Origin of the sequence: Neolewinella agarilytica (assembly GCF_900110645.1) — a bacterium.
Taxonomy (GTDB): Bacteria; Bacteroidota; Bacteroidia; order Chitinophagales; family Saprospiraceae; genus Neolewinella; species Neolewinella agarilytica.
In genome coordinates, this window is sequence record NZ_FOFB01000023.1 from 38,192 (window position 1) to 51,005 (window position 12,814).

The 12,814-nt window shown below is 52.5% G+C and carries 9 protein-coding genes and 2 tRNA genes; 1 reads left to right on the forward strand and 10 read right to left on the reverse strand.

What is annotated here, in order from left to right; all coding sequences use genetic code 11:
• Nucleotides 1-14 precede the first annotated feature (14 nt).
• The 10 genes from BM123_RS18060 to BM123_RS18105 all read right to left on the reverse strand — a co-directional run bounded on the left by BM123_RS18060 (nucleotide 15) and on the right by BM123_RS18105 (nucleotide 11,919).
• Nucleotides 15-2,432 (reverse strand): GAF domain-containing protein, encoded by a 2,418-nt coding sequence (locus tag BM123_RS18060; RefSeq protein WP_090171419.1) that lies wholly within the window; start codon nucleotides 2,430-2,432, stop codon nucleotides 15-17.
• A gap of 356 nt (nucleotides 2,433-2,788) precedes the next feature.
• Entirely contained in the window at nucleotides 2,789-4,003 is a 1,215-nt protein-coding gene (locus BM123_RS18065; protein WP_090171422.1) for a phosphoglycerate kinase, read from the reverse strand.
• A 104-nt stretch (nucleotides 4,004-4,107) separates the two neighbouring features.
• Nucleotides 4,108-5,100: a type I glyceraldehyde-3-phosphate dehydrogenase gene (gap, locus tag BM123_RS18070; RefSeq protein WP_090171425.1), complete on the reverse strand. Its 993-nt coding sequence runs from the start codon at nucleotides 5,098-5,100 to the stop codon at nucleotides 4,108-4,110.
• Nucleotides 5,101-5,380: 280 nt separating this feature from the next.
• Nucleotides 5,381-5,455 (reverse strand) — tRNA-Glu (locus BM123_RS18075).
• A 176-nt stretch (nucleotides 5,456-5,631) separates the two neighbouring features.
• A tRNA-Glu gene (locus BM123_RS18080) sits at nucleotides 5,632-5,703 on the reverse strand.
• Nucleotides 5,704-5,878: 175 nt separating this feature from the next.
• Nucleotides 5,879-6,574 carry a hypothetical protein gene (locus BM123_RS18085; protein ID WP_090171428.1) on the reverse strand — a complete coding sequence of 232 codons (696 nt, stop codon included), beginning with the start codon at nucleotides 6,572-6,574 and terminating at the stop codon, nucleotides 5,879-5,881.
• 184 nt (nucleotides 6,575-6,758) lie between these two features.
• Complete coding sequence (locus tag BM123_RS18090; RefSeq protein ID WP_090171430.1) at nucleotides 6,759-7,418, reverse strand: carboxypeptidase-like regulatory domain-containing protein; 660 nt, start codon at nucleotides 7,416-7,418, stop codon at nucleotides 6,759-6,761.
• 84 nt (nucleotides 7,419-7,502) lie between these two features.
• Entirely contained in the window at nucleotides 7,503-9,917 is a 2,415-nt protein-coding gene (gene lon / locus BM123_RS18095; protein WP_245748612.1) for an endopeptidase La, read from the reverse strand.
• A 230-nt stretch (nucleotides 9,918-10,147) separates the two neighbouring features.
• Complete coding sequence (locus BM123_RS18100; protein WP_245748613.1) at nucleotides 10,148-10,612, reverse strand: c-type cytochrome; 465 nt, start codon at nucleotides 10,610-10,612, stop codon at nucleotides 10,148-10,150.
• 134 nt (nucleotides 10,613-10,746) lie between these two features.
• Nucleotides 10,747-11,919: a PQQ-dependent sugar dehydrogenase gene (locus tag BM123_RS18105; protein ID WP_090171435.1), complete on the reverse strand. Its 1,173-nt coding sequence runs from the start codon at nucleotides 11,917-11,919 to the stop codon at nucleotides 10,747-10,749.
• A 194-nt stretch (nucleotides 11,920-12,113) separates the two neighbouring features.
• On the opposite strand from BM123_RS18105, the gene BM123_RS18115 reads away from it, so the two are divergent.
• Nucleotides 12,114-12,746 (forward strand): porin family protein, encoded by a 633-nt coding sequence (locus BM123_RS18115; protein ID WP_090171441.1) that lies wholly within the window; start codon nucleotides 12,114-12,116, stop codon nucleotides 12,744-12,746.
• The last annotated feature ends 68 nt before the right edge of the window (nucleotides 12,747-12,814 follow it).

The window sequence follows — 12,814 nt, forward strand, 5'->3', positions numbered from 1 at the left end:
GATCAGGATGCTGCTTAGTCTTCTACCTCTACACTGTCTTCCTCAATGTTAACCTTAAAGCGTAGCGCCCTTAACCCATTAACGGATTGTAATGGATCGAGCACCCATTCTTCGATTTCTCCATCAACGTAACCTGCCTGCTGGAGATAGTCAAGGTAGTCCATGTACTCGTCCCGGTCCCGGTCATTAAGGTAAACAATGCTGATCTGATTAGCCAGCGTCAACCGTTCGGCTCCCTGCCGGATGGTGGCTTTGTCAATGCGCTTTTTGAGAATCTCGTAACGGACGTTATAGTCGCCATCTACATCAAAGCGCTTTTCGTCCATCCGGAACTTGATGTCCAGCGGAGAAGTATAGGCAAAAATCAGCTGAGCAGTACGCAGCGGCATGGGTAGCTCTTTACTGGTCTGATTGACCAGCCTGGTAGCTTTGCACATGTCAATGAGCTGAGAGAGGCGGAGGTTCTTTAAATGGACGTCGCTAAACTCTCTGTCTTTGACGAGGCTCTGGCCAGCGTAGATCTCATATTCCACCCCGTCCGTCTTGTATTTTTCGTAGTAGTGTGGCATAGTGGCCTGGGAGGCCTGGTCGCGCTCAGAGAAAAATTTGCTCAGTACCCGGTTGAGTTTTTGTACGCTCTGCTCATAGTCTCGCCGGACCCGGTAGAAAAGACCGAGGTCGGGGTCCAGGCGCATAAAGTAATTGTCGGCCAGCTCCTTTAGCTCAGCATTCTGATTACCTAATTGACTCACCAGCGGGGTGATGTGCTTATGTACCAGCTCTCCGAAACTTATCTCATGGCTGTTGTCGAAGGTGTCTACCTCCGTCGCCAGATAGTTGTCAATGCGCATGATCACTTGCTGGATAAGTGGAAAGTCTACCAGGTCCAGCGCTCTCACGAGGAAAAAACGCCCCGCTCGCATGTTGTCAAACAAGTCCTGATAGATCGCCGCATTCCGTAGTTTACTACTGCCAACGATATCCGCCTGTCCGTAAAGTGGGTAGACCTCTTTGAAGGCGATTACCTCGGGCTGATCCTGTATGCCTTCTTCCTGTCGCTGCAGAATGTCGAAGGCCGCTTCCGTAAATTTCCACTCAATGCTTGGGTGCAGACTGGTGTACTGTTCCCGCATAATGGCCTCAATACGGTTGTCAATGTATTCCCGGCTGCGCTCTACGGCAGTGCGAAACAAACCTCTTATTTCCCGGAATTTGATCTCCATGAAGGCATTAATGCCGTAGGGAATGGGAGATCCCAGTTCTGCTAAGCCAATCACGTTCTTATTTTGATCCAGCAGAGGAGCAATGAGAATACTACGAATGCCTCGTTTCACTAGCAGCTTCTCCAACTTGGTGGGGCGCTGAATGGCGGTAAGGTCTTCAACAATCAAAACCTCTCCGGATTGGAAGGCCTGATCATAAATACTGCCGCGATAAATTTCCTGGGTAAGACGATCAACACTGTCGGACAGGAAGTTGAATCGAATACGGTACTCATGATCTACCGCGCGGCTGTTCGGGTAATCAACGGCCGCCAGGCCTAACTGTAAGTCTTTATTCTGAAAGTGTACCCGGATGAGATCCGCTAACTCAATGACTTTTTCTACGTCTAGAATCGCATTCCTGCTGATGAGCCGGTGCTTAAGCTGGCTTAGCGCCTGCTCTTCCGTTACTTCCGTAAGGTCAGATATGTGAAGGCCGTGAAAAGCAAATTTTTCGGGGGGCAGGAGCTCAAGCCAAAGCGCCGTATCGGAAATGTTATGGAGCAGGCGTTGAATTTGTTTCTTACCCAATTTAGGAACCTCCCCTTTTGTGATTACCTGAATGAACCTTTCGTCCATCGTTGGCTTGTAAAAACGGCGTAAGCCCGTTTTCAAATCAGGAACAGTTAGCATGGCAGAAGGCTTAACGTCAACCTCCACACCATAAATCTGCCGCAAAATCTGACAGCCAACCATTACAACCTGGCGGGACATCACCTCCTCCATTTTATTGCTGAAAGAGAAGCAGGCGTCTTTCATGTTCATCAGTTCGGCCATAGCCGGACTGACGTAGATAGGGTTAAACTCAAAAGGCTTACTAAAACGGATCAGCTTCGTCTCCCGATCAGTAGGTGGAACGAGAAAGAGCATGATGAGCTCCATTGTCTCCTTATGTTTCTCTAAGGTAGAGAGAGCTTTTATTGGCGCCCGTAGTTCCGGCGTTTGCTCAACTCTGCGCATGATCTCCCTGGCAATATACCGGATACCAAAATCCGGAGAGTCCGTGGCTTTTTCGATCCGTTGAAAGATAAGCTCCAGGGATAGCACATTGTCATAAGGAATCTTGAAGGGGTCATCCCCCGAGTCCGAACCGCTAACTTCCTTTCCGGGGAAGTTAATGGGTATGTCTGCCAGGCCGGTAGGCTGGCCCAGGGTCATTTCAAGCTCCATGTTGAGTAAACGTCTTGATACATAAAAAGGATGGCAAAGGCTGTATTGAGGCTCACGGCAAAAGTATTTTCTTTCGCACTCCGGGATGGAGGCTATCTTACCCACTTCTGCGCGGAAAACAACCGTTGTTGTATTTGTGACGTCCGAATACTCAACTGGTTGCTTTCGGCGGGTCGGCGGATAAATGGCTTGTTCCCCTCTGTTATCCCTGTGTGGAATGACCTCAGGTCTTCGCCTGTCGCCTTTACTGACCAACCAACTTTAGCAGATGCGTGGGCCTTAAACGAAAGCAGCACCCAAAGCCCGAAGGCTCTGCGTGCTGCTATCATGGTGTGCTTTCCTGTTTGGAAGGCTGCCTATCCCTGGATGGCTTTTATCCCAGGAAGAACTTTACCTTCAAGAAGTTCGAGCATCGCGCCACCTCCGGTAGAAACGAAGCTAACTTTACTGGCAAGGCCAGCCTGGTTAATGGCCGATACGGAGTCACCTCCACCAATCAGGCTGTAGGCGTTATTTTCCTGGGTAGCTTTGGCTACGGCGTTCGCAATGGCGTTGGTGCCAATGGCAAAGTTGCTCATCTCAAAAACGCCCATCGGGCCGTTCCAGAGGATTGATTTGCTGTCGGCTATCACCTCGCTAAAGTTAAGAATGGACTGCGGGCCAATGTCTAAGCCTTCCCATTCGTCTCCTATTTCACCGGCAGCAACAACGTCACTGGGTGTTTCATTAGCGAAGTCCTTCCCGACTTTGGTGTCTACGGGGAGGTAAATATTCGTGTTGTTGGCTTTCGCTTTTTCAAGTAGTTCAAGGGCTTTGTCTGTCTTGTCCCGTTCTACCAGCGATTTACCAACCTTACCACCCTGGGCCAGGCTAAAGGTATAGGCCATGGCTCCGCCAATGATGATATTGTCAGCAAAGTCCAGCAGTTTCTCCAGCAGTAAGATCTTATCACTCACCTTCGCGCCACCAACGATGGCCGTAACGGGGTGCTCAGGGCTGTTCAGCAGCTTTTCTGCGCCCGCCAGCTCTGATTCGATCAGGAAACCGAATGACTTGGCCTCAGCGTCAAAAAAACGGGCTACGGTAGCCGTCGAGGCATGTTCCCGGTGAGCAGCACCGAAAGCATCGTTGACGTATACATCGGCCAGTGCGGCCATCGCCTTAGCCAGGTCTTCGTCGCCCTTCTCTTCCCCGGCATAGAAGCGGGTGTTCTCGAGCAGTAAAATCTGCCCGGACTCCAGGGCCGCAACGGCTGCTTTGGCTTCTTCTCCAATGGTGTCCGCTACGAAATTAACCTGGCAGCCGACGTGGTCCTCCAGCGTTTGCACCACGGGGGCGAGGCTGAAGGCCTCTTTATTAATCGTCCCGTCCTCATTCTTTTTCTTCTGCGGACGTCCCAGGTGAGACATCAGGATGACGGCAGCTCCCTGCTCCAGCAGGTATTGGATGGTAGGTACTGCCTTTACAATACGGGTGTCGTCCGTAATTTTTTTATCGCCGTCCAGCGGCACGTTGAAATCTACGCGAACGAGAACTTTCTTACCGGATAAGTCGAGGTCTTTGAGAGACATAAGTAAAGGGGATAAGGGAAGGAAAGGATAAGGGAGAATAAAAGAGTAAGGGAGCAAAGGAGAAACGTTTCTCCCTTACTCCCTTTCTCAGCTTTAAACCTTTATTACATCGCAGCAATGCGCTCACACAGGTCAGCAAGGCGGGCAGAGTAACCAGCTTCGTTGTCGTACCAGCTAACTACTTTGACGAGCTTACCAATCACCTTGGTCTGTCCTTCGTCGTAAAGGCTGGAGTACTTGCTGCCAACGATGTCAGAGCTTACGTAGGGATCCGTTACGTAGGCAAGGATACCTTTCATCGGACCTTCAGCGGCGGCTTTGTAAGCAGCGTTGATTTCTTCCAGGCTTGCTTCCTTCTTCAGGGTAACACAAAGGTCAGTGAGGGAGCCGGTAGGTACGGGAACACGCATGGCTCCACCATCGAGCTTACCATTGAGGTGCGGGAGTACGAGACCAACGGCCTTTGCCGCACCGGTGCTGGTAGGGATGATGTTGATGGCTGCAGCGCGGGCGCGGCGCAGGTCCTTATGTGGGCCGTCCTGAATGTTCTGGTCAGCAGTGTAGGCGTGCACGGTGGTAATCAGGCCCTGCTCAACACCAAAGGCGTCGTCAAGAACTTTTACCAGCGGAGCCAGACAGTTGGTGGTACAGCTGGCGTTGGAGTATACGTCAGTACTGGCGTTCAGTACTTCTTCGTTTACGCCGAGTACCACAGTAGCAACGTCTCCCTTACCTGCCGGAGCAGAAATGAGAACCTTCTTACAGCCAGCAGCAATGTGCAGGCGGGCTTTGTCCTCATCACGGAAACGACCAGTACATTCCAGTACTACGTCGACCTTAAGGTCTGCCCATGGCAGCTTACTGGGGTCAGGCTGGCTCAGCGCGTCGATCTTCTTTCCATCAATGTAGATGTAGTCATCATCAGCACTTACCTCTCCGGCGTAATTACCCTGTACGCTGTCGTACCTAAATAGGTGAGCGAGGGTCGCGTTGTCCGTCAAATCATTAACAGCTACTACGTCGAGGCCTTTCTCAAGCAGGTTACGAAGGGTAATTCGTCCGATGCGGCCGAAGCCATTGATTGCAATTCTTGCCATTTCTTGGGGGGAATTTTGTCTTAATGCGAGTTAAGGATGCAACTGTGCTTGGCATTTTGGGCGCAAACGCGGGTGCAGTGAAAGTTGGAGGATCGGAGTTCTGAACAAGCCGGTTTTTTTGACCGTTCACTACCGCCTTCATGCTAAAGGATGCCAAAAATAAGCACTTAGTGTAAATAATACAAAAAGTAATGGTTAATCGTTCACTTTCGTCGTCCTTATCGGACGCTGTTTACTAAAAAAACAAAAGGCCTTCTCTCCGGAGAAAGAAGACCTTTGTTGGTAGCCCGTAGGGGAATCGAACCCCTCTTACCAGGATGAAAACCTGGCGTCCTAACCGATAGACGAACGGGCCGGGAAAATTATTCTCGATTCTCGGTTGGCGATTTTCGATTCATGATTTGCGCCGCTGTTAACTTCTCGCTCCGCTCGAAAGTTCGAACGAAGTGAGCTGAGCCGTGCGGTAGCCAAATCAAATATCACCAATCAAGAATCGAGAATCGCATATCAAAAATGCCGGAGGCAATTTTGTAGCCCGTAGGGGAATCGAACCCCTCTTACCAGGATGAAAACCTGGCGTCCTAACCGATAGACGAACGGGCCGGGAAGGATATGTGGCGTGAAATGAATCAACGGACATACACTAAAACACGCAACGTTTTGCGCTTAAGCGACCGCAAAGATAGTACGCCTGCGGATATTGTCAAAGGTGTAAGTGAAAATTATCTTCGGATTATGAAGCAGAGCTTCAGGAAAGGCCGTAAAAAGGGCAGTTTTCCTACAAACTGGTACGAAGTTTTTCCAGCTTAGCGCGAAGCTCTTCAGCCTGTTCGGCCTTGAAACTAATGGAAATATCCTTCGTTAACTCCGCAATGGTGTCGAGCTGGATGCTATCCTGTTCGAGGTGGTAGCGGGTCTCTTCCAGAGAGGCTTCGTCGTCAAAGTTAGTTTTACGTAGTTCGTCAAGCTCCCGTTTACGGGCGGCGATGCTTTCGTGGAGGCGGTGGCGGTCCAGTAATTCCCGGAGCTTGGTGGCGCAGTCGGCAAAAAAAGCCGCCTTGGCCAGGCGGAGATTAAACTCCGCCTCAAATTCTTTGATGAGTTGCCCGGCACGTTCTTTCTCTTCAGTACCAGCTTGCTCGCTGCGCTCGAGATCGTCCCGCAGAGCAGCGATGCTCTCGCGAATACTTTCGGCCTCAGACCGGAAGCGGAATTCTTTTTGCTGACAGCTTTCCAGGCGTAAGCTGACCCGCTGACCGAAATCATTCTCGTTGACCTTTTTAGCCGGAGAAGGGAATCTTTTGCTAATCAATGGCCAAAAGTACCAGCTCATGGCCACGATGCTGGCTAATACGAAACCGATGCAGAAAGCGAAGGAGACACGCAGGAAAATAAAGGCACCCACAAGACTGATCGCTGCGGTGCCGATAAAGAATTCAGGATCAAGCCTGGGATTGTTTCCTTCGGTGCTCATACTAGCTGAATAAACGGGATTGTATGCCGGATAGTTGCGTCGTCGGTCGTGAAGCAGCAAACGTTGGTCGATTGCTGAAGGGCAAAACGCTGATTCCCTTGCTTTTGTAAAACCACCTCTGCACCTGCGTCCGCGCCATCTGATTGGGCACTCAAAGGATCGCCTAAACCACTGACACTACCTTCTACCGGTCGTCCTTCTTCTTGAAGTCTCCTCGTTTCCAGCCATCAAAGAACTGTTTCCAGGCTACGGGGCTGAAGATGTTCATCGGCGGCCGCTGACCAATGTAATAGGTCTTTTGCGCCTGCTGCCGCAGGTAGTAACTGGCATTCTCGCTACCCGAACGCGGGACGGATTGTTGCAGCGCCTCCAGCGTTTCAACGGATAGGTTGTCAGACGCCCGTGACTGCAGGTCAGAAGAGACGTCCATGGCCAGAAACTCCAGCTTGAAGTGATCCCGGCTTGGCCAGGGGAAAACGACGGTCTCGGGCAGGTCGATGGCGTTGCGACTCATCAGTTGTACGATGCTGTACTTATCTTCCGTGAGGGTGTCGGGAATGACGTAGGTCACATCATCATAGCCCAGCGCACTAAAGACAATGCTGTCTCCGAGGTGAGCTACGATACTAAAGAAGCCCTCCAGGTTGGCGTAGGTGCCCCGGCCATCATCGGTAATGAGAATGGTTGCGTAAGGAACCGGCTGTAACTGGCTGTTCGTACCGTCCAGCACCATGCCGGAGAATTGTACAAGTGCCTCACCGTTTTGGTCTACCAAAGAGGTTTGCTGAGCCCGTAAGCCCGCAGCGGTGAAAAACAAAACGCAAAAAAGGACCAAGTACTTCATATCAAATGGATTGCTTCCTTATAAAAGACAGCGAAAGATAGCCCGAGGTTGGGAGCAACTGAAAACGTTAACGATTATTTTGCCTTACGTAAGCGCGAATGCAAGTACCTCTTCCATCGTTTCCACGTAATGAATCTGGATTCCCTTGAGGTAACGCTCTTCAATTTCACGAACGTTCTTCTCATTCATCTGACTCAGAAGAATGTGTTTCATGCCAGCGCGTTTGGCCGCCAGAAGCTTTTCTTTGATGCCGCCAACGGGGAGAACCCGGCCGCGCAGGGTAATCTCGCCGGACATAGCCAGGTACTGCCGTACCGGCCGGCCCGTGTAAACGGAGGCCATGGCGGAGAGCATCGTTATGCCCGCACTCGGTCCGTCTTTCGGCGTCGCTCCTTCCGGAACGTGAATGTGAAGATCCTGCTCTTTAATTTCGTCTGCCGTAATGCCTATTTTTTTGGCGTTAGCCTTTAGGTAGGACAGTGCCGTGATGGCACTTTCTTTCATCACCTGACCGAGGTTGCCGGTCTGGGTAAGGTTACCTTTTCCGGGGCTGAGGCTGGCTTCGACGTAAAGAATTTCTCCTCCAACCTGCGTCCAGGCCAGGCCAACGGCAATGCCGGCCAGTTTGCCCGCGCGGTAAGGCTCCCGCTCAAATTTGGTGGGACCTAAGACCTCCTCCAGATTCTCGGCTTTGATGGTTACCTGCTCAGCACCTTCCATCGCAATTTGCCGGGCGGCGTAGCGCATCAGTCCGCTGATCTCGCGGTTGAGGCCCCGCACTCCGCTTTCCCGGGTGTAGCCAGCGATAATGGCTTTGAGGGTGGTGACCGGAATTTTGACCTGCTTCGCCTTCAGGCCATGTTCCTCCCGTTGCTTGGGCAATAAGTGGCGCCTGGCGATCTCGAGTTTTTCCTCGGCGGAGTAGCCGCTGAGGTTGATGATCTCCATCCGGTCCCGCAGGGGCGGCTGAATGGTAGCGTAGTCGTTGGCCGTAGCGATGAACATCACCTTGCTGAGGTCGATGTCCAAATCGAGGTAGTTATCGTGGAAGGTAGTGTTCTGCTCCGGGTCCAGTACTTCCAGTAATGCGCTGGAAGGGTCTCCGCGGTGGCTTTGGCCAACTTTGTCAATCTCATCCAGGATGAAAACGGGGTTGGCAGATTGTACTTTTTTCAGCGACTGAACGATCCGGCCAGGGAGGGCGCCGATGTAGGTTTTCCGGTGACCGCGAATCTCACTTTCATCATGCAGGCCACCCAGGCTCATGCGTACGTACTTGCGCCCCAGGGCCTCGGCCACACTTTTACCCAGGCTCGTTTTACCGACACCCGGAGGGCCCAGCAAGAGGAGAATGGGCGCTTTCATGTCGCCCTTGAGTTTTAAAACAGCCAGATGGCTCAGAATCCGGTCTTTAACTTTCTCCAGGCCATAGTGATCGTTGTCCAGTTTTTTGGCAACGGCGTTCAGGTCGAAGTTGTCTTCGGTATAGTCTCGCCAGGGGAGGTCAAGCAGCATCTCCAGGTAGGAAAGCTGTACGCTGTATTCCGCTACCTGTGGGTTCATCCGTTTCAGGCGGGCAATTTCACGCGTGAAAGTTTTGTCTACCTCCTCCGGCCAGTCTTTTTCTACAGCACGGGTTTCGAGCAGGGCGATTTGTTCTTTGTTGGGGTTTTCACCCAATTCCTCCTGAATGGCCTTCATTTGCTGATTCAGGAAGTACTGTCGCTGCTGCTCTTCGATGTCGCCACGGGTGCGGTTCTCGATCTGGTCGCGGAGCTCCAGGATTTGGAGTTCGGACTGCAGCTCGGTCAATACTTTACCGGCTTTAACGCCCAGGTCAGTAGTTTCCAGCAGCTCCTGCTTCGTGCTCATTTCACCGTTGAGGTTGCTGGCAATGAAGTTGAGCAGGTGGCTTGGTCGCTCGATGTTATCGAGCATCACCTGGGCTTCCGAAGGGATGTTGGGGTTCAGCTCTACGGCACGGCGGGCGTTGTCCCGTACGCTGTCCATCGTGGCTTTGAAGGTCAGTGGTTCCTGTGGTGAAACGTAGGAAAGTAATTCTACTTCCCCTTCCATATAGGGCTCTTCGCGGGTGATCCGCTTCCGAAGAATGCGCTGCTGGCCGCGCAAGACGGCCGTCAGGCTACCATCGGGCATCCGCAGCATCTTCAGTATTTTGGCCAGAGTACCAACTTCGTAGAGGTCTTCTCCGGAGGGTTCTTCTATCTCCAGATCTTTTTGGGAGAACACGGCAATCCACTTGTTGGAATCAACGGCCTGATTAATGGCCTTGATGGAGCGGTCCCGACCGATGTTGATGGGGATAACAATGGTTGGGAAGAGGATACTATTCTTCAGGGCCAGGAGGGGGAGAAGTTCGGGGAGGTCTGCAGCATCCATCTCCTCATCCCCTTCTTCGGTACCGATGAAGGGGAAAAGATCCTGATCGTCGTCAAAGCCACGGTTATCCATCTCAATTTTAATCTTGGGTCGGCTCACATTTAGTTTTTCGGAGGGTAGAGTAAAGGGCGCACAAACAATGGCCTAAAGATAAATAACAATGCTGGCGCTTGGAGGGTTGCGCAAAGATCGTGCCAAGAGAGGAAGGTTGGGCGGTTTTGTCGGGAAAGAACCTTAATTGCAGGAAGGGATGTCAGGAGGGCGGGAACCGCAGGTGCCGTTATTGTGGAACGAGCAGTGTTGTCAAACAGGCAGATTCTCTGCGCTACTCACGGCCGCCCTTCGTATTCCTCCTTGATGTAAGAGAGCAGGTCTTCGATCTCTCCGTCGCTCAGATCCGGGAAGTTGGACATGGCGCCGGGGTACTTCTCCGAGACCTCCATCGCCCGTGGGTGGCCGCTGCTGGCCAGTAGCTGGCTGTTCCGGATCCAGGCGTAGAGGTCTTCACGGGGGTAGCCCGCCCAGCGGGCCTCAACGCCGCCGAGGGCCGGGCCGGTGGCCTTGTCCTTCATGTTTTTGTTGTGGCAGGCGGCACAGCCATTTTTCCGCCAGACAATCTTGCCCGCGGAAAGAGGTGGGGGAGTGGCGGCCTGCCCGCTAACTTTCTCTGCACCGGCGGCAGCGCCCCCGGATGCGTTTGGTAAGCTTAAAGTGTAGCCGGCGACCATCGCCAAAGTAAAGAGAATAGCCAGAATGCTGGTCTGTAATAATAGGATGGAGGATCTCAGGTGCATGAGCCGTGTTGTTTGGTGGGCTTCAAAATTAAGCTCCGACCAAAGCAGTGTCAAGCATGCCTGGTTTATGTAGAACGGGAGTGGATTACAGACTGAAGTCGAACCATTTGGGGAGTGGTGGCACGCTTTTATCCTTACTCCTTCACCTCCAGCCGTACGATACCTTCCCCTTCCACACTTGCGTAGAGATAGCCATCCGGGCCCATGCGCACGTCGCGCACCCGGCCCATATTGTTGATGAGCTTTTGCTCACCAATGACCTCGTTTTTCTCGTTCAGCTGGACGTGTTGCAGGCGCATGTACTTCAGGCTGCCGACCATCAGGTCGCCCTCCCAACCAGGATAGCGATCACCCGTGACGAAGGCCATGCCGCTGGGCGCTATGCTGGGCACCCAGTAGTGCAGCGGGGCTTCCATCCCTTTTCTGGCAACTTCCTGGGTGAACTGAGTACCATTGTAGTTGATGCCGTAGCTAATTACCGGCCAACCATAATTCTTGCCGGGTTCAATGATGTTGATCTCGTCTCCGCCACGGGGGCCATGCTCAGTCTCCCAGATAGCACCCGTTTCAGGGTGTACCGTAAGGCTCTGTGGATTACGATGGCCGAAGGAGTAAATAGCCTTTTTGGCATTGGGGGCATCCACGAAGGGGTTGTCAGTAGGGATGCTGCCATCGGCAGCGATGCGGTAGACTTTGCCGTGATCGCGGGTCGTATCCTGCGGATTTTCGTCGCGGTTACCACGATCACCGATCGTGAAGTAAAGGTGGCCGTCCTCCGGCCCCCATACCATCCGGCTACCGAAGTGATAAGGTTTGTCTGTTTTGGGGCCTGCAGCATAGAGGACCGTGAAATCCTCCAGCGCAGAATCGTCATCCGCCAGCCGCCCACGGCCAATGGCCGTGCTGCCGTTCCCTTTCTCATCGGGCATACTGAAGCTCAGGTACACAAGCCTGCTCTCCGCAAAATCCTGAGCGGGTAAAATGTCCAGCAGGCCACCTTGTCCTTTATCGCGGACATCCGGCATGCCTTCGGTTATTTCTGTGCCGTTTCCCTCTCCGTCAATCAGGAGGAGTTTGCCGCCTTTGTCGGTCGCAATCATACGCCCGTCGGGCAGCCAGTTGAAGCCCCAGAGAATGTCTTCGTAGGTGAAAACTACCTTGGGCTCAATGGCCGCAGGGGTAAGACTCATCATCCCATCAGCTGCTGCTGCGGCACGATCCGGTCCGGCTGTAGTGGTTGAAGTAGTGGTTTCGGGGCCATTGCAGGCCAGCAGGCCTAAAAGGCAAAAGAAGGACAGTATGCGCATGATGGTGAGTGTTCAAAGTACACTGGTGGATACAGCCGTAAAACGATTTGGTTCGCTGTACACGTATAACGAAGGTGAAAGTAACCACATTAAAGGAATGATAACAGTGGCCTTAACGCCTTTTAACGACTCAAAGGTAATTCAGCCCCGAACTTTGTCGCTTCATAACCAACTGCCCCAAAAGCCTTTTTATCATGATTAACCGTATCATCCCCATCATCGCCTGTTTGTTCCTTTCTGCCACCACCTTCGCTCAGGTGGAGTTTGGCCTGAAAGCAGGCCTGGCCACTGAATCCCTGCAGGAAGAACGTTTTGACCTGAGCCAGTCCGGCCGGGAAGAACTCATGCTCGCCATTTCTGACGCCGATTATGGCTTCCAGTTTGGTGCCTTCGTACGCATTCCCCTTTCGGATCGTTTTGACATCCAAACGGAAGTTACCCTCAATAGTGCTAAAACGGATTTCAGCTTCGATGATCCCGATCAACAAAATACTCAGGTATTCAAAGAACGCTACAACGACATCAACGTGCCCGTACTCGCTAGCTGGAAACTGGCTTTCCTGCGCCTGAATGCCGGCCCGGTTGGCCACTTCTTCGTCTCCTCGGCCAGCGACCTGCGTGACGCAGACGGCCGGGAGCGTACCTGGGACACCTTCAACCTGGGCTACACCATTGGTGGTTCCATTGATATTGGAAAAATCACCCTTGACGTTCGCTACGATGGTAACTTCGCCAAATACGGCGAAGACTTCGCCGTAGCCGGAGAAACCTTCCGGGTAGACCAGGCGGCTAAGCGCTGGATCGGCTCCGTAGCATACCGGTTTTAGACGCTGGGCTTGTAGACGAAAAACGCGCTTCGCTTGTTTTTCTTTTAGATGCACTCCATGCTTGTAGG

Bases quoted from the DNA above. Each gene is read 5' to 3' on its own strand.
- BM123_RS18060 (WP_090171419.1), bottom strand. From the start codon at position 2,432: ATGGAGCTTGAAATGACCCTGGGCCAGCCTACCGGCCTGGCAGACATA.
- BM123_RS18065 (WP_090171422.1), bottom strand. From the start codon at position 4,003: ATGTCTCTCAAAGACCTCGACTTATCCGGTAAGAAAGTTCTCGTTCGC.
- gap (WP_090171425.1), bottom strand. From the start codon at position 5,100: ATGGCAAGAATTGCAATCAATGGCTTCGGCCGCATCGGACGAATTACC.
- BM123_RS18085 (WP_090171428.1), bottom strand. From the start codon at position 6,574: ATGAGCACCGAAGGAAACAATCCCAGGCTTGATCCTGAATTCTTTATC.
- BM123_RS18090 (WP_090171430.1), bottom strand. From the start codon at position 7,418: ATGAAGTACTTGGTCCTTTTTTGCGTTTTGTTTTTCACCGCTGCGGGC.
- BM123_RS18100 (WP_245748613.1), bottom strand. From the start codon at position 10,612: ATGCACCTGAGATCCTCCATCCTATTATTACAGACCAGCATTCTGGCT.
- BM123_RS18105 (WP_090171435.1), bottom strand. From the start codon at position 11,919: ATGCGCATACTGTCCTTCTTTTGCCTTTTAGGCCTGCTGGCCTGCAAT.
- BM123_RS18115 (WP_090171441.1), top strand. From the start codon at position 12,114: ATGATTAACCGTATCATCCCCATCATCGCCTGTTTGTTCCTTTCTGCC.